Genomic DNA, 16,492 nt, shown 5'->3' with positions numbered 1-16,492 from the left:
AAATGGCAGAATTAAATGTTACATTACCATATAATCTTGAAGCGGAGCAAAGTGTTCTCGGCAGTATTCTGATTGATAATAAATGTATGGCTGACGCAAACCTTTATTTGCGTGCGGATTATTTTTATCTTCCTCAGCACAAGGCTATATACAGTGCAATGGACTATCAGTTTATGAATAACGGCGGTGCTATCGACCCTGTTATTATTGCCGATGCACTTACAAAAGACGGCACATACGATTTGGCAGGCGGTAAGGATTATCTTATGCAACTCGCAAATGTCGTTCCGTCAACCGCTAATATAGAAAAATACGCCAAAATTGTTCAGGAACAGTACTATTTGCGTAATCTTATTCAGGTTTCGCAGAGTATTATTGAAGATGCTACAAGCGGTTCCGGTACGGCGAATAGTATTCTTGACAGTGCAGAACAAAGAATTTATGATATCCGTGAGGGTAAAACCGGTAAAGGTCCTGAAAAAATCGCCGATGTCATTATGAACAAGGTTTATCCCGAATTAAAAAACAGAACAGGCGAGAACAAAGACGATTATCTCGGAATTCCGACAGGTTTCGGTCTTCTTGACAGATATATTACCGGTCTTAATAAGTCCGACTTCATTCTTATCGGTGCCCGTCCTGCTATGGGTAAAACTTCGTTTGCTCTTAACCTTGCACAGAATATCACTATGGGTGCAAGAAAGCGTTGTGTTTTCTTTTCTCTTGAAATGACAAAGGAACAACTTGCAGAAAGATTGCTTGCCTCTCAAGCCGGCATTGAATCGCAAAAGTTCAGAACAGGTGAACTTTCAAACGATGAGTGGATAAGACTCGGTAATGCGTTATCTTCTTTTCATGATGTAGAACTTTATCTTGATGATACAGCGGCAATTACCGTTCCTGAAATAAAATCAATAGTTCGTCGTTTGAAGAATGTTGATTGTATTTTGATTGACTACCTTGGACTTATTCAGTCTGCCGTACATAAGGAGAACCGTGTACAGGAAGTGTCCGAAATTACAAGAAACCTCAAAATGATGGCAAAGGATTTGAATATTCCCGTTATCTGCTGTGCACAGCTTTCCCGTGGTACAGAGGGCAGAGGCAAAACACATACACCGCAGTTATCGGACCTTCGTGAATCGGGTTCTATCGAACAGGACGCTGATATTGTTATGTTTTTGTATCGTCCCGATTATTACAGAAATGAACTTTCCGAAGAAGAGCGTGATGAGGTTGATGAAAATCTTACAGAGCTTATTGTAGCCAAAAACCGTCACGGCGGTGTCGGCACAATTCAGCTAACCTTTGATAAGGAGTTCACAAGATTTAGAAGTATTGACAATGTTAGAGATTACAGCCAAAGCTGATTTGCTTGTTAAAAAATATAATATGCTGTCACACGGCGATTTTGTTGTTGTCGGTGTTTCGGGCGGTGCAGATTCAATGGCACTTTTATGCTATCTTCTTTCGAAAAGGGAAGAACTTGACTTGCGTATTTTAGTTGCAAATGTTGAGCACGGCATAAGGGGTGAAGAATCTGTTGCAGACACAGAGTTTGTAAAGCAGTTTTGCAAAAGCAAAGATGTTGAATTCGCAACGATTTCTATAAACGCTGTTGATGAAGCAAAGCAAAATTCTTTGGGCGTTGAGGAATATTCAAGAATTAGAAGATATGAGTTCTTCAATTCGTTCAATCCCGATAAAATCGCAACTGCACACAATCTTTCCGATAATGTCGAAACCGTGCTTTTTCGTATGTCGAGGGGTACTTCAGCAAAGGGTTTATGCGGTATTCCGCCTGTGCGAGATAATATTATTCGACCGCTTCTTACATGTACGGGTGAAGAAATCAGACAGGCTTGCAAAAACAGCGGTATTCCTTTTAGAACCGACAGTACAAATTTTGACGATGCTTACAGCCGTAATCACATCAGACAAAACATTGTTCCTCTTTTTAAAAGGCTCAATCCGTCATTTGAAACAACGGTTTCAAGAATGATTGAAAGCATAAACGAGGATGAAAGCTTTATTAATTCATTAGTCGATGATTGCTATAAGCAGTGTTTTGATAACGAGGCTTTGAATGTTTCATTGCTCAATTCGTATGATGTTGCTGTTGCAAAGCGTGTTATTATCAAGTATTTGTCTGCATACGGTGTGACTGTCGATGATTATCATCTTGGCGGAATTATTGAATTAATCAAATCAAACGGCAAGTTCCAAATTGCAAATGACAATTTTGTTGTTTGCGAAAAGGGAAGATTGCGATATGCAAAAATGAACCAAACCGTTGATTTTGACAATCTGTTTGTGAATAAACAAATAATAACTAACGAGGAATTTTTAACTAACTGTAAATTATGGCGTGAAAAATTTGACTTCTTTTGCGACTGTGATAAAATAAGTGGTAATGTTTATGTTAGAGGCAGAATGGAAAATGACAAAATTTCTCCTGCCGGCAGAGGATGCACAAAGACACTTAAAAAACTTTTTAATGAGCTTGGCATAAATATTGAAAAAAGAGCTTGCGTTCCGATTATATGCGATGATAAAGGCGTTATCGGAGTTTACGGCTATTGTGTTGACGAACGGGTAAAACCCGATTCTTCAACAAAGAATATTCTTCTTTTAAAGATTCTTTTGGAGGACTAAATTTAATGCGAAAAAATCTTTCTCAAAATTGGAAATCAATAATATTTTATATTTTGATTCCGATTATGCTCATAGGTGCAATATTTCTGTTTTCAGGTCAAAACAGAAATGCTACAACAACAAATTACAGCGATATTGTTAATTTGTTCCGCACCGAACAGGTCAGCGAATACGAACTTGATTTAAGTTCAGGTCAGTTGACCTATACACTCACTACCGACAAAAAGGGAACTGTTAACAAATATACCGTTCCGAGCGTGTCGTATTTTCTTGATGACATCAGCGATTATGTCAATGATTATAACGACGCTCATCCTGATAAGCCTATAACCTATAACTACAAAAAAGGTTCAACAAATACCTGGTGGATGAGTATGTTGCCTACATTTATCTTTACAATTATTATTGTGCTGATGTTTGTATGGCTTATGAGAAAAATGACAGGCTCAATTTCGAGTGAAACCAATCGAACCTTGGGCTTTGGCAAAATAAAATCAAAAACACAGTCGGGTGAAGAATCCGACAAAAAGTTTGAAGATGTTGCAGGTTGTGAAGAGGAAAAAGCAGAACTTGAAGAACTTGTTGATTTCCTTAAAAACAGCGAAAAATATACCGAACTCGGTGCAAGAATTCCAAAGGGCGTGCTTCTTGTCGGTCCTCCCGGTACAGGTAAAACCTTGCTTGCCAAGGCTGTTGCCGGTGAAGCAGGTGCACCTTTCTTGAGCATTTCGGGTTCTGACTTTGTTGAAATGTATGTCGGTGTCGGTGCTTCCCGTGTTCGTGATTTGTTTGAACAGGCAAAGAAAAAAGCACCTTGTATCGTCTTTATCGATGAAATCGATGCAGTAGGTCGTCACCGTGGTACCGGTATGGGCGGCGGCAACGATGAAAGAGAGCAAACCCTCAACCAACTTCTTGTTGAGATGGACGGCTTCGGCTCAAATTCAGGCGTTATTGTCATTGCGGCTACAAACCGTCCCGATGTTCTTGACCCTGCACTTCTCCGTCCGGGCAGATTTGATAGACAGATTACCGTTAATCGTCCCGATGCACAGGGCAGAGAAGATATTCTCAAGGTTCATTCAAAGGGCAAGCCTCTCGGTCCCGATGTTGATTTGCATGAAATTGCAAAGGACACAATAGGATTTACAGGTGCAGACCTTGAAAATCTTATGAACGAAGCGGCTCTCCTTGCTGTAAGAAGAAAGAAAAAGGCTATTACTCTTCAAGATATTATTGATGCCACATCAAGAGTTGAACTCGGTACGGAAAAGAAATCTCACAAGTTTTCAGAAAAAGCAAAGAAGCTCACTGCTTTCCACGAAGCGGGTCACGCTGTTGCATCTTTCTATACAGAAGGTCACGACCCTGTAAGAGAAATTTCCATTGTTCCACGTGGACTCGGTGCAGGCGGTTACACTTGGTACACTCCGCAGGAAGAAAATTACAATTCCCGTAAGGAAATGCTCGACAACCTTGTTTCGATGTTTGGCGGTCGTGTTGCGGAAGCACTTGCACTTGATGATATTTCAACAGGCGCATCAAACGACCTTCAGCGTGCAACCGAGATTGTTCGTGATATGGTCATTAAGTACGGTATGAGTGAGAATATCGGTCCTGTTGTTTATGACAGCGGCAACGGTGAAGTGTTCCTCGGCAAGGACTACGGTCATGTAAACAATTATTCCGAGGCTACTTCGGCTCGTATTGACGCAGAGGTTGAAAAGATTATGCGTGAAGCATATGAAAAAACCGTTGCAATTCTTAAAGAGCATTATGACAAGCTCGAACTTGTTGCAAACACTCTTCTTGAAAAAGAAAAGATTTCAGGCGAAGTATTTGAGTCTTTGATGAAGTTCGGAATACTCCCGACTTCAGAAGAAACATCTTCAACCGATGATGCTCCTGCAGAAATTGAAACTGTTGCAGAAGCACAAAGTGAAGTGATTGAAACAGCACAAGCAACTCAAACCGAAAACACGGAAAATACGGAAGAATAAACAAAACGGCGTAGCATCGGTTACGCCGTTTAATTTATGTACTTGTTTATGTAAAAGGTGTATGTTATATTAGTCTTGAGGTGATTTTATGCTCAGAGAAGCTAAGGTAAATGATTATTTGGGAATATGCAAAATTGCATCTGACGATTTGGGTTATAAATGTGAACCGGAGCTTGTAAAATACAGGCTTGAAAATATTGACACAAACCGTGAAAAGGTTTTTGTGGCAGAAACAGAAGGTAAAATTGTCGGTTTTATCCACGCTGAAATGTATAATACTTTATATTATAAAAGTATGGTCAATCTTCTGGGGTTAGCCGTGAATAGTGAGTTCAGACATAAAGGCTATGGTAGAGCACTTCTCGGTGAAGTTGAAATTTGGGCAAAAAATAAAGGTGTTGATTTAATTAGGGTTAATTCCGGTTTTTCACGAAAAGAGGCTCACGCATTTTACCGTAACTTAGGCTATGATAATGAAAAAGAACAAATCCGCTTTTTAAAACAATTATAAAAGCATATATCAAATATAAAAAGTGCGCATAGTTAAAATGCACACTTTAATTATTTATTCTATAAATGATTTGTACTTTTCAAAATAATTGAGCAGTTCTTGCTCCGTATTGTATGCCGAAAGAGCACCAACTTTTGTTACAGCCTTGCCGCCTGTAATGTTGCCGAGGAGCACACACTCTTTGAGCGGTTTGTCATAGAAAAGTCCGTACATAAAGCCTGAAAGAAAGGCGTCACCGGCACCTGTTGAATCAACATTTTTGAATTCGTCAATGCTCGGTACAAAGAAACTGCCGTTTTCGTCAATTCCGATACAACCGTCTTTGTCAACTTTTACAACAACATTATCAAAATATTTTGTAAGTGCTTGTGCGGCTTCTTCGGGAGTTGATGTGTTGCTTATCTTTTTTGCTTCCTTTTGGTTTGGTGTGTAATAATCGGCAATTTCAAGATAGTCTGCGTATTTTTCAAAGCTCATATCGTCATCCCATCCCGTATCAAGTACAAGCTTTGTTCCGCCTTCATGAAGTTTTTTATACACATCCAAAAATCCGCCGAGTTGCATCATTGTGATTTTACTGCCTTTGGCTATTTGAAAAAACTTTTCTTTTGCATTATCGTCAGCTTCAATAGAGCCTTTGCCGTATGTAAAAAATGTTCTGTCCTTAGGTAATATAATTGCCGATGTGATATTGAGCGGAATTTTATCGCCCTCATAAAGATTTGTCGGTTCAACGCCGTTTTGTAAAAATTTGTCCTTGGCAAATTCCGAAAAAATGTCAGTTCCGAGTTCCGTAGCGATTTTGGTTTCAATTCCGAGTCTGCCGAGGTTAATAAGTGTAGCCGGCAAACCGCCGCCGAGTTGTAAGTCAAAATCCTTGCAGTAAAGTTCTTCACCTACATCCGGTATTCTTTCCATTCCCTGATAGAGCAGGTCAACATTTGTTGCACCCGCACCTGCTATAAAAGCCATAGTGCATCTCCTTTATATGAATAAATTATAATTTAATTATATTGTTTCAGACTTTTTATGTCAATAAATCCGGTGTATAAAAATATTTATTTTATTTCTTAATTTTCGGTTGACTATTTTGCCGATTTATTATATAATTGAATTCCGAAAGAGGTGCGATATGACAACACTAATTAAGGGCGCTTTCGTATATATGGGAGCGGGATTTTCAAAACTTGATGTTCTGATTACAGACGGTAAAATCAATACCCTTGGTACCTCCATTTCTACAAATGGAGTTGACGCTGTTTTTTATGCACAGGATAAGTATTTAATTCCGGGTTTCGTAGATGTTCATGTACATCTCAGAGAGCCCGGTTTTTCTTATAAAGAAACGATAAAGACCGGCACGCTTGCCGCAGCTAAGGGCGGCTATATAGCTGTTTGCCCTATGCCTAATATCAATCCTGTACCCGACAGCGTGGAGAATATCAAGACAGAACTTGATTTGATAAAAAAAGACGCTGTTATCAATGTTTATCCGTTTGCTTCAATCACAAAAGGCAGAAAAGGCAGAGGAGAACTTGTTGATTTTGATGCGTTAAAGGAACTTGCTGTTGGCTTTAGTGACGACGGAACAGGCGTTCAGGATGAGCAGGATATGGCTCTTGCAATGGAAAAATGTGCAAAGCTCGGCAAAATTATTTCCGCTCATTGTGAAGTAAACGATTTACTTAAAGGCGGTTACATTCACGACGGTGAATATTGTAAAACTCACGGACACAAGGGTATTTGCTCCGCTTCGGAATATGAACAGATTGAGCGTGATTGCAAACTTGCAAAAAAAACAGGCGTTCACTATCATGTTTGCCATATTTCAACAAAAGAAAGCGTTGATATAATCAGAAGAGCAAAGGCAGAAGGCGTTAATGTAACCTGCGAAACAGGACCGCATTATCTCACCATGTGCGACAAGGATTTGCAAGAGGACGGCAGATTTAAAATGAATCCGCCACTCAGAAGCGAAGAAGATAAACAGGTACTGCTTCAAGGAATACTTGACGGCACGATTGATGTTATAGCAACCGATCATGCGCCGCATTCGGCTGAAGAAAAGTCAAAAGGACTTGCAGGTTCGGCTATGGGCGTTGTCGGTCTTGAAACATCGTTTGCAGTTCTGTATACAAAACTTGTAAAATCCGGATTTATCACTCTTGAAAAACTAATTGAGCTTATGAGTGTTAATCCGAGAAAGATATTTGATTTGCCGGGCGGCGAAATCAAAGAGGGAGAAGTTGCCGATTTGGCTCTTCTTGACCTTGATGCAACATGGTGCGTCAATCCCGACGACTTCCTGTCTATGGGCAGGGCTACTCCGTTTGAGGGATGGCAACTTCAAGGTAAAAATGTAATGACAATGTGTGGAGGGAAAACAGTATATGAAGCCTTATGATAAAAAAATTATCCTTGAAAACGGTATGGAATTTTACGGCTATGGCTTTGGCTCAAACAAGCAAGCTGTAAACGAAATCGTTTTCAATACTTCTATGGTCGGTTATCAGGAAATTATTTCCGACCCGTCATACACTGACCAAATGGTTTGTATGACATATCCGCTTATCGGTAACTACGGTATGACCGATGATGACTACGAAACAAGAATTCCAACAATGGGTGGCTTGATTGTAAGAGAGTATAACGATTTGCCGTCAAACTTCAGATATACAAAAACTTTGTCAGAAGTTCTTGATGAATATGACATTCCGGGTATCAGCGGTGTTGATACAAGAATGATTACACGCATTATCCGTAATGAGGGTAGCCAAAAGGTTATGATTTGCAATGCTCATAAGCCATATGATGAAGCATATGCAGAGCTTAAAGCATATAAAATCCCAACCGATATGGTTTCAAGAGTATCGTGTAAAAAGCGTTGGTATTCCCGCACACCAAATCATAAGTATGATGTTGTTGCTATCGACTGCGGTATTAAACTTAATATCGTAAGAAAACTTAATGAAAAAGGTTGCAATGTAACGGTTGTTCCGTTTGACACTCCTGCGGAGGAAATTCTCAAACTTCGTCCGGACGGATTGTTCCTTTCAAACGGTCCCGGCGACCCTGAATATGTTGAACCTGTTATCAATCTTGTAAGAGAACTTCACGGCAAACTTCCAATCTTTGGCATTTGCCTCGGTCATCAGATGATTTCTCTTGCACTCGGAGCAAAGACATTTAAGATGAAGTTCGGCCACAGAGGCGGTAATCATCCTGTACTTAATCTTGAAACAGGTAAAATTGAAATTACTTCTCAAAACCACTCATATGCTGTTGATGTTGACAGCCTTGATGGTACACCGCTTAAATTAACACACAAAAACCTGCTTGATAACACGGCAGAGGGTGTAGAATCAAAGGAAAATAAACTTTTCTCCGTTCAATATCACCCTGAATCTGCACCGGGTCCGCAGGACAGTGCATATTTGTTTGATAAATTTATTGATTTAATGGCAAAGGAGGCTGAATAATATGCCAAAACGCACAGATATACATAAGGTATTGGTAATAGGTTCAGGCCCTATTGTCATCGGACAAGCCGCAGAGTTTGACTATTCGGGCACACAGGCTTGTCTTGCACTCCGTGAAGAGGGTTACGAAGTTGTTCTTATCAACTCAAACCCTGCAACAATTATGACAGATACCGACATTGCAGATAAGGTTTATATGGAGCCTCTCAATCTTGAATATGTTGCAAGAATTATCCGTCACGAAAGACCTGATGCCATTCTTCCGTCGCTCGGCGGTCAAACAGGTCTTAACCTTGCCGTTCAGCTTGCTAAAAAGGGCGTTCTTCAGGAATGCGATGTAGAAATTCTCGGTACAAGTTTTGAAGCTATCGAAAGAGCAGAGGACAGAGAATTGTTCAAGGACTTGTGCGAAAGCCTTGGCGAACCTGTTCTTCCGTCAGAAATTGCAAATACTCTTGAAGAAGGCTTGCAGGCTGCCCGTGACATCGGCTATCCCGTTGTTCTTCGTCCTGCATTTACCCTTGGCGGTACAGGCGGCGGCTTTGCCGATGATGAGGAAGAATGTGAACTTATGCTTAAAAATGCACTTGCACTTTCTCCTGTTCACCAGGTTCTTGTTGAAAAGTCAATCAAGGGCTACAAGGAAATTGAATATGAAGTAATGCGTGATGCAAACGATACCGCTATCACCATTTGTAATATGGAAAACATTGACCCTGTAGGTATTCACACAGGCGACAGTATTGTTGTTGCTCCGTCACAAACTCTTACAAACAAAGAGTATCATATGCTTCGTGACAGTGCACTCAAGATTATCAGAGAACTTAAAATTGAGGGCGGTTGCAATGTTCAGTTTGCACTTGACCCGCTTTCGTTCCAATATTATTTGATTGAAGTTAACCCGAGAGTTTCCCGTTCTTCGGCACTTGCGTCAAAGGCTTCGGGTTATCCTATCGCAAGAGTTTCTGCAAAGATTTCTGTTGGTATGCACCTCGATGAAATTCAAATTGCAAACACTCCTGCGTCATTTGAGCCTACGCTCGACTATGTTGTAACAAAAATTGCACGCTTCCCGTTTGACAAGTTTGCGGATGCCAACAACTCGCTCAACACTCAAATGAAAGCAACCGGTGAAGTTATGGCTATCGGCAGAACAATGGAGGAATCACTTCTCAAAGCTATTCGTTCACTCGAAACCGGTGTTTGCCACCTTTATAACAAAAAGTTTGATACATATTCTGCCGACGAACTTTTGGAATATATCAAAATCGGCACAGATGACAGACTTTTTGCAATCGCTCAACTTATCCGCCTCGGTGTTGACCTTAATATGATTTATAACGACACCAAAATAGATATGTTTTTCCTTGATAAGTTCAAGAATATTACAGATTTTGAACAGACTCTTAAGAGCAATATCGGCGATGTTGAAACTCTTAAGGATGCAAAGAAGATGGGCGTTTCCGATAAATATATCGGTCAGGTTTGGGGTATGACAGAAGCCGAAGTATTTAATCTTCGTAAGGCTAACAAAATTTTCCCTGTATACAAAATGATTGATACCTGTGCATCGGAGTTCGACAGTTATGTTCCGTATTTCTACTCAACATATGAGCAGGAAAATGAGTCGATTGTAAGCGATAAAAAGAAGATTATAGTTCTCGGCTCGGGTCCTATCCGTATCGGTCAGGGTGTAGAATTTGACTATTCAACCGTTCACGCAATCTGGTCAATCAGAGATGCAGGTTATGAGGCTATTATTATCAATAATAACCCTGAAACTGTTTCAACCGACTACACAACATCAGACAAACTCTATTTTGAGCCGCTCACAGTTGAAGATGTTATGAATGTTATCGAACTTGAAAAGCCACTCGGAATCGTTGTTTCACTCGGCGGACAGACGGCTATTAACCTTGCACCGCCTCTTGACGCTCTCGGTGTTCCGATTATCGGCACAGATGTTGAAGCTATTGACAGAGCAGAAAACAGAGATTCTTTTGAAAGGGTTATGAACGACCTCGGCATTCCTCAACCAAAGGGTGAGGCTGTAATAGATATTGAAGAGGGCGTAAGAGTTGCCGAAAAAATCGGTTATCCTGTTCTTGTTCGTCCGTCATTTGTTCTCGGCGGCCGTGCAATGCAAATTGTTGCAAATGAAGAATCGCTTCGCCATTATCTTCAAACAGCAGTAGAAATTAATACGGAGCAGCCTGTACTTGTTGACAAGTACATTATGGGCAGAGAGCTCGAAATTGATGCTATTTGTGACGGCAATGATGTCTTTATTCCGGGTATTATGGAGCATGTTGAGAGAACAGGCGTTCACTCAGGCGACAGTATTTCCGTTTATCCAACATTTACGGCAAGCCAAAAGGTTAAGGACACAATCATTGACTATACCGTTAAACTCGGCAAGGCAATCGGAATTGTCGGACTTTACAATATTCAGTTTATCGCCGATGAAAATGATGATGTATTTGTAATCGAAGTTAACCCTCGTTCGTCCCGTACGGTTCCGTTCCTTTCAAAGGCAACAAGTGTACCTATGGCTCACATTGCCACACAGGTTATTCTCGGCCATAGTTTAAAGGAACAAGGATATACAAATGTTTATCAGCCTGAAAAGAAGCGTTGGTATGTTAAAGCTCCGGCTTTCTCGTTCAGTAAGCTCAAGGGTATGGACACTTATCTTTCACCTGAAATGAAATCAACCGGTGAAGCTATCGGCTATGATAAGTCGCTCACAAGAGCACTTTACAAGGCTATTCAGGCTTCGGGTATGAATGTTGCAAACTACGGCACGGTTTTGGTTACAATCGCTGACCAAGATAAGCCTACAGCTTTGCCGCTTATCAAGAGATTTTATGACCTCGGATTTAATATTGAAGCAACAGAGGGTACGGCAAAATATCTTAAAGAGCATGGCATAAGAACAAGAGTTCGTCAAAAGCTTACTGCCGATGAAAGTGACGAAATTCTCAAGGCTCTTCGTCAGGGTCACATTGCATATGTAATCAATACCATTGACATCAATGCAGGCGACAGCCATTCGGACGGCTCGGAAATCAGAAGAGCGGCAGTTGATAATAATGTTACTATGTTTACATCTCTTGATACCGTTAAGGTCCTTCTTGATGTACTTGAAGAAATTACACTCGGCGTATCAACTATTGATGCAGAATAAAGGATAATTTATGTATAAGCAGAATAAATATAAAATTTTATCAAATGATGCTTTAACCGAAGATGTATATAAAATGGTTCTCGGCGGTGATACACAATATATCACCGCTCCGGGACAGTTCATAAATATACAACTTGATGGCAGGTTTTTACGCAGACCTATTTCTGTTTGTGATTACAGTGATGACACAATCACAATTATCTACAAGGTTGTAGGTGAGGGAACAGAGCAGATGAAACATCTTGCTGTCGGAGAAGTGCTTGATGTCCTTACGGGACTCGGCAACGGTTATGATATTTCAAAATCCACAAAACCGCTTCTTATAGGCGGTGGCGTAGGTGTTCCGCCTATGTATAATCTTGCAAAAGCTCTTATAAAAGACGGACAAAAGGTGTCGGTCGTTCTCGGATTTAATACGGCTAAAGAGATTTTTTATGAGCAGGAGTTTAAGGCACTCGGCTGTGATACTTATGTTACAACGGTTGACGGTTCTTACGGAATTAAAGGTTTTGTAACCGATGCAATGAAAGATATTGATTACGATTATTTCTATACCTGCGGTCCGCTTCCTATGTTCAAAGCTGTTTATAACGCAACCGAAACTTCGGGTCAGTTCAGCTTTGAAGAGCGTATGGGTTGTGGCTTTGGTGCATGTATGGGTTGCTCTTGCAAAACAAAATACGGCAACAAACGAATTTGTAAGGATGGTCCTGTTCTTGTTAAGGAGGAAATTATATGGTAGATTTATCGGTTAACCTTGCAGGAATGAAAATGGACAATCCTATTGTGCCGGCATCGGGTACATTCGGTTTTGGTAATGAATTTAAGGATTTTTATGATATAAACATTCTCGGTTCGTTTTCATTCAAGGGAACAACAAAAGACGCCCGTTTTGGTAATCCTACTCCAAGAATTGCAGAATGTAAAAACGGAATGATTAACGCTGTCGGACTTCAAAATCCCGGTGTTCATCATGTTATTGAGCACGAACTACAGGAAATGAAAAAATACTTCCACAAGCCTGTTATAGCAAATGTTTCGGGCTTCAGCGTGGAAGATTATGCTTATACCTGTGAACTTCTTGACAGGGAAGAACAGGTCGGCATTTTAGAGGTCAATGTTTCTTGCCCAAATGTTCACGGCGGCGGAATGTCGTTTGGCACATCTCCCGAGGCTGCGGCAGAGGTTACAAAGGCGGTTAAGGCAGTTACATCGAAGCCTGTATTTATTAAACTTTCACCAAATGTAACGGATATTGTATCTATTGCAAAAGCGTGTGAAGAAGCCGGTGCGGACGGTATTTGCCTTATTAATACTATGCTCGGTATGAGAGTTGACATTAAACGCAGACAACCTGTTATTGCCAATACAATGGGCGGCTTCAGCGGTGACGCAATATTCCCTGTGGCAGTCAGAATGGTTTATCAGGTTTCAAAGGCTTGCAATATTCCTGTTATGGGATGCGGCGGCGTCAGCATTGCAAAAGATGTTATTGAAATGATGATGGCAGGTGCAACTGCTGTTCAGGTCGGAGCGGCAAATCTTGTTAATCCGTATGTCTGCAAAGAGATAATTGAAGCATTGCCGATTGAATGTGAAAAATTAGGCATAAACAAATTAAGTGATATTATAGGAGTGATTGATTAATGGGAAAAGATGTAATCATTGCTTGCGACTTTGCAAGTGCAAAAGACACATTTGAGTTTCTTGACAAGTTTACGGAAGAAAAGCCTTTTGTAAAAATCGGTATGGAACTTTTTTATGCCGAAGGTCCTGAAATTGTAAGAGAAATTAAGCGTAGAGGTCACAAGATTTTTCTTGATTTAAAGCTTCACGATATTCCAAATACAGTAAAAAAGTCAATGGCTGTTTTGTCAAAACTTGATGTTGATATGACAAATCTTCACGCCGCAGGCACAATTGATATGATGAAAGCCGCTCTTGAGGGACTTACTCGTGAGGATGGCACTCGTCCTATTTTGATTGCCGTAACACAGCTTACTTCAACAAGTGAGGAGCGTATGCAAAACGAACTTCTCATTAATGCGTCAATTAATGATACAATCGTTAAATATGCACAAAATGCCAAAGAAGCAGGTCTTGACGGTGTTGTTTGTTCACCGCTTGAAGCAGGAATGGTTAAGGATGCTTGCTCATCCGATTTCATTACCGTTACTCCGGGTGTAAGATTTGCCGACGGTGAGGTGGGCGACCAAGTTCGTGTTACCACTCCGGAAAAGGCAAAAGAAATCGGCTCTGACTATATCGTTGTAGGCAGACCTATTACACAAGCGGATGACCCTGTTGCAGCTTACAGAAGATGCTGTGCAGAATTTATCGGTTAATATATTTAGGAGGACATTATGGAAAGCTACAAAAGAGAATTTATTCAATTTTTGGAAAGTGCCGGAGTGTTAAAGTTTGGTGATTTCACTGCAAAAAGCGGAAGAAAAATCCCATATTTTATCAATGCAGGCGAAATTAAAACAGGTGAGCAGATTTCAAAACTCGGCGAATTTTATGCAAAAGCTTATTTTGAAAAAGTAGGCAATAAAAAGGCTGTTCTTTACGGTCCGGCATACAAGGGTATTCCTATTGCGGTTTCGGTTGCCGTTGCTCTTGCAAAGCAAGGTCTTGATGTTCCGTTCTTCTTTAACAGAAAAGAAGAAAAAGACCACGGCGAGGGCGGTGTGTTTGTTGGATACAAGCCTCAACCGGGCGAAGAAATCGTCATTGTTGAGGATGTTGTAACCGCAGGTACAGCTATCAGAGAAAGTATGGCTATTCTTTCAAAGATTGAGGGCACAAAAGTTGCCGCAACGTTTGTTATGGTTGACCGTAAGGAAAAGGGTCAAACCGATAAATCTGCAATCGCAGAGGTTGGAGAAGAGTATGGCTTCCCTGTATACAGCGTTGTTGATGTTTACGACATTATTGAATATCTTGAAGAAGATGAAAAGAATGCCGAGAATGTTGCAAGAATTAAGGCATATCTTGAAATTAACGGTGCAAAGGCATAATAATGGAGGTACAATAAATGCGTCATTTATTAGATACAACCGATTTAACACTTGAAGAAATTGATGATATGATTGCTCTTGCAACCGATATTATCGAAAATAAGCAAAAATACGCTCATGTGTGCGACGGTAAAAAGCTTGCAACATTGTTCTTTGAGCCGAGCACCCGTACCCGTCTTTCGTTTGAAGCGGCTATGTACGAGCTTGGCGGAAATGTTCTTGGATTTTCTTCTGCGGATTCCACCTCTGCTTCAAAGGGTGAAACTGTTGAAGATACTGTTCGTATAGTGTCAAATTATGCGGATATAATTGCCATGCGTCATCCTCTTGAGGGTGCTCCGAGAGTTGCAACAAAAAGAACACTTGTACCGATTATCAATGCAGGTGACGGCGGACACGCTCACCCAACACAAACACTTACCGACCTTTTAACTATTTACAGAGAAAAAGGGAAACTCGGCGATATTACAATCGGCCTTTGCGGTGACTTAAAGTTCGGCAGAACCGTTCACTCACTCATTAAAGCTATGTGCAGATATAAGAATGTAAAGTTTGTACTTATTGCACCTAAAGAACTGCAAGTTCCGGATTATATTATCTCCGATGTGCTTATTCCGAGCGGTGCCGAATATGTTCAGGTGGAATCTCTTGAAGATGTTATGCCTACTCTTGATGTTCTTTATATGACAAGAATTCAAAGAGAACGCTTTTTCTCCGAAGAAGAATACTTGAAACACAAGGATGCTTATATCCTTGATTTGAAAAAGCTTGACAATGCTAAAAAGGATTTGACTGTTATGCATCCGCTTCCGAGAGTTAACGAGATTTCTACCGATGTAGATGACGACCCGAGAGCAAAGTATTTTGAACAAGCACTCAATGGCAAATATATCCGTATGGCACTTATTATGACTTTATTGAAATGGGGTGGCAATCTTGAATATTGATTCTATCGAAAACGGTTATGTAATAGATCATATCCCGGCAGGCAAGGGTATGCAGATTTATAATATCCTTTCTCTTGACAAGCTTTCTTGTCAGGTTGCCATTATTACAAACGCAAAGTCAAAGAAAAATGATGTAAAGGATATTATTAAAATTAACGAGCTTGTGGACTTGGATTTGGATGTTATTGCATACATTGCTCCGAATGCAACCGTTAATGTTATAAAAAACTGTGAGAGAATCGACAAAAAGAGCCTTTCTCTTCCAAAAGAAATTAAGAATGTTATTAAGTGCCCAAATCCTCGTTGCATCTCAAACAATGAGGATATAGACCATATTTTCAAGTTGACCGATGAGAAGGGAACATATCGTTGCCTTTATTGCGAAACTATGGCACTTTAATTAAAATTTATTAAAATAATTCTTGACATTGCCTGCCTATTCTGTTATTATTTATAGGCAGGATAAATGGCCCGGTAGTTCAGTTGGTTAGAACGCCAGCCTGTCACGCTGGAGGTCGACGGTTCGAGCCCGTTCCGGGTCGCCATTATGCTGATATAGCTCAGTCGGTAGAGTGCATCCTTGGTAAGGATGAGGTCACCGGTTCAAATCCGGTTATCAGCTCCACCGAAGCCTTAGAAAACCTTGAAATTTTTGTTTTCAAGGCTTTTTTTATTTTATAAAAAACACCTTCT

14 protein-coding genes and 2 tRNA genes are annotated in these 16,492 nt (G+C 40.4%); 15 read left to right on the top strand and 1 reads right to left on the bottom strand.

Annotated elements, in window-relative coordinates; all coding sequences use genetic code 11:
- Positions 1 to 2 precede the first annotated feature (2 nt).
- From dnaB to Q0E08_RS02990, 4 genes are all read left to right on the top strand, one after another.
- Complete coding sequence (gene dnaB, locus Q0E08_RS03005) at positions 3 to 1,370, top strand: replicative DNA helicase (protein ID WP_294776189.1); 1,368 nt, start codon at positions 3 to 5, stop codon at positions 1,368 to 1,370.
- A complete protein-coding gene (gene tilS / locus Q0E08_RS03000; protein WP_294776185.1) occupies positions 1,345 to 2,655 on the top strand; it encodes a tRNA lysidine(34) synthetase TilS in 1,311 nt (436 codons plus the stop codon). The genes dnaB and tilS overlap by 26 nt, the downstream gene beginning before the upstream one ends.
- A 5-nt stretch (positions 2,656 to 2,660) precedes the next feature.
- Complete coding sequence (ftsH, locus tag Q0E08_RS02995; protein WP_294776182.1) at positions 2,661 to 4,655, top strand: ATP-dependent zinc metalloprotease FtsH; 1,995 nt, start codon at positions 2,661 to 2,663, stop codon at positions 4,653 to 4,655.
- Positions 4,656 to 4,743: 88 nt separating this feature from the next.
- Positions 4,744 to 5,166 (top strand): GNAT family N-acetyltransferase, encoded by a 423-nt coding sequence (locus tag Q0E08_RS02990; protein WP_294776179.1) that lies wholly within the window; start codon positions 4,744 to 4,746, stop codon positions 5,164 to 5,166.
- A gap of 54 nt (positions 5,167 to 5,220) precedes the next feature.
- On the opposite strand, the gene Q0E08_RS02985 is transcribed toward Q0E08_RS02990, so the two are convergent.
- Complete coding sequence (locus tag Q0E08_RS02985) at positions 5,221 to 6,138, bottom strand: carbohydrate kinase family protein (protein ID WP_288312528.1); 918 nt, start codon at positions 6,136 to 6,138, stop codon at positions 5,221 to 5,223.
- A gap of 160 nt (positions 6,139 to 6,298) precedes the next feature.
- Between Q0E08_RS02985 and Q0E08_RS02980 the strand changes: the two genes are divergently transcribed.
- The 11 genes from Q0E08_RS02980 (at position 6,299) to Q0E08_RS02930 (ending at position 16,424) form a co-directional block, all read left to right on the top strand.
- Positions 6,299 to 7,570, top strand: a complete 1,272-nt coding sequence (locus tag Q0E08_RS02980) for a dihydroorotase (protein WP_294776173.1) — start codon at positions 6,299 to 6,301, stop codon at positions 7,568 to 7,570.
- The gene (gene carA / locus Q0E08_RS02975; RefSeq protein ID WP_294776170.1) at positions 7,557 to 8,645 is read left to right on the top strand and encodes a glutamine-hydrolyzing carbamoyl-phosphate synthase small subunit; all 1,089 of its coding nucleotides are present in this window, start codon (positions 7,557 to 7,559) and stop codon (positions 8,643 to 8,645) included. The genes Q0E08_RS02980 and carA overlap by 14 nt, the downstream gene beginning before the upstream one ends.
- A 1-nt stretch (position 8,646) precedes the next feature.
- A complete protein-coding gene (gene carB, locus Q0E08_RS02970) occupies positions 8,647 to 11,832 on the top strand; it encodes a carbamoyl-phosphate synthase large subunit (protein ID WP_294776167.1) in 3,186 nt (1,061 codons plus the stop codon).
- A 10-nt stretch (positions 11,833 to 11,842) separates the two neighbouring features.
- Positions 11,843 to 12,574, top strand: coding sequence for a dihydroorotate dehydrogenase electron transfer subunit (locus tag Q0E08_RS02965; RefSeq protein ID WP_294776164.1), 732 nt, complete (start codon positions 11,843 to 11,845; stop codon positions 12,572 to 12,574).
- The gene (locus tag Q0E08_RS02960) at positions 12,568 to 13,479 is read left to right on the top strand and encodes a dihydroorotate dehydrogenase (RefSeq protein ID WP_294776161.1); all 912 of its coding nucleotides are present in this window, start codon (positions 12,568 to 12,570) and stop codon (positions 13,477 to 13,479) included. Before Q0E08_RS02965 ends, Q0E08_RS02960 begins: the two co-directional genes overlap by 7 nt.
- Positions 13,479 to 14,177, top strand: coding sequence for an orotidine-5'-phosphate decarboxylase (pyrF, locus tag Q0E08_RS02955; RefSeq protein ID WP_294776158.1), 699 nt, complete (start codon positions 13,479 to 13,481; stop codon positions 14,175 to 14,177). The genes Q0E08_RS02960 and pyrF overlap by 1 nt, the downstream gene beginning before the upstream one ends.
- An 18-nt stretch (positions 14,178 to 14,195) precedes the next feature.
- Positions 14,196 to 14,852 (top strand): orotate phosphoribosyltransferase, encoded by a 657-nt coding sequence (pyrE, locus tag Q0E08_RS02950; protein WP_290907531.1) that lies wholly within the window; start codon positions 14,196 to 14,198, stop codon positions 14,850 to 14,852.
- 17 nt (positions 14,853 to 14,869) lie between these two features.
- On the top strand, positions 14,870 to 15,799 hold the full coding sequence (gene pyrB, locus Q0E08_RS02945) for an aspartate carbamoyltransferase (RefSeq protein WP_294776154.1): 930 nt from the start codon (positions 14,870 to 14,872) through the stop codon (positions 15,797 to 15,799).
- Positions 15,786 to 16,199: an aspartate carbamoyltransferase regulatory subunit gene (locus Q0E08_RS02940; RefSeq protein ID WP_367118521.1), complete on the top strand. Its 414-nt coding sequence runs from the start codon at positions 15,786 to 15,788 to the stop codon at positions 16,197 to 16,199. Before pyrB ends, Q0E08_RS02940 begins: the two co-directional genes overlap by 14 nt.
- Before the next feature lie 68 nt (positions 16,200 to 16,267).
- A tRNA-Asp gene (locus tag Q0E08_RS02935) sits at positions 16,268 to 16,344 on the top strand.
- A 4-nt stretch (positions 16,345 to 16,348) separates the two neighbouring features.
- Positions 16,349 to 16,424 (top strand) — tRNA-Thr (locus tag Q0E08_RS02930).
- Positions 16,425 to 16,492 lie beyond the last annotated feature (68 nt).

The organism is uncultured Eubacterium sp. (assembly GCF_934561735.1).
GTDB lineage: Bacteria > Bacillota > Clostridia > Oscillospirales > Acutalibacteraceae > Eubacterium_R.
This window is presented reverse-complemented; position numbering and strand designations above follow the sequence as displayed.

What these genes read in the sequence shown, in the direction of transcription:
- dnaB (WP_294776189.1), top strand. Translation starts at nt 3, where the DNA reads ATGGCAGAATTAAATGTTACATTACCATATAATCTTGAAGCGGAGCAA.
- tilS (WP_294776185.1), top strand. Translation starts at nt 1,345, where the DNA reads ATGTTAGAGATTACAGCCAAAGCTGATTTGCTTGTTAAAAAATATAAT.
- ftsH (WP_294776182.1), top strand. Translation starts at nt 2,661, where the DNA reads ATGCGAAAAAATCTTTCTCAAAATTGGAAATCAATAATATTTTATATT.
- Q0E08_RS02990 (WP_294776179.1), top strand. Translation starts at nt 4,744, where the DNA reads ATGCTCAGAGAAGCTAAGGTAAATGATTATTTGGGAATATGCAAAATT.
- Q0E08_RS02985 (WP_288312528.1), bottom strand. Translation starts at nt 6,138, where the DNA reads ATGGCTTTTATAGCAGGTGCGGGTGCAACAAATGTTGACCTGCTCTAT.
- Q0E08_RS02980 (WP_294776173.1), top strand. Translation starts at nt 6,299, where the DNA reads ATGACAACACTAATTAAGGGCGCTTTCGTATATATGGGAGCGGGATTT.
- carA (WP_294776170.1), top strand. Translation starts at nt 7,557, where the DNA reads ATGAAGCCTTATGATAAAAAAATTATCCTTGAAAACGGTATGGAATTT.
- carB (WP_294776167.1), top strand. Translation starts at nt 8,647, where the DNA reads ATGCCAAAACGCACAGATATACATAAGGTATTGGTAATAGGTTCAGGC.
- Q0E08_RS02965 (WP_294776164.1), top strand. Translation starts at nt 11,843, where the DNA reads ATGTATAAGCAGAATAAATATAAAATTTTATCAAATGATGCTTTAACC.
- Q0E08_RS02960 (WP_294776161.1), top strand. Translation starts at nt 12,568, where the DNA reads ATGGTAGATTTATCGGTTAACCTTGCAGGAATGAAAATGGACAATCCT.
- pyrF (WP_294776158.1), top strand. Translation starts at nt 13,479, where the DNA reads ATGGGAAAAGATGTAATCATTGCTTGCGACTTTGCAAGTGCAAAAGAC.
- pyrE (WP_290907531.1), top strand. Translation starts at nt 14,196, where the DNA reads ATGGAAAGCTACAAAAGAGAATTTATTCAATTTTTGGAAAGTGCCGGA.
- pyrB (WP_294776154.1), top strand. Translation starts at nt 14,870, where the DNA reads ATGCGTCATTTATTAGATACAACCGATTTAACACTTGAAGAAATTGAT.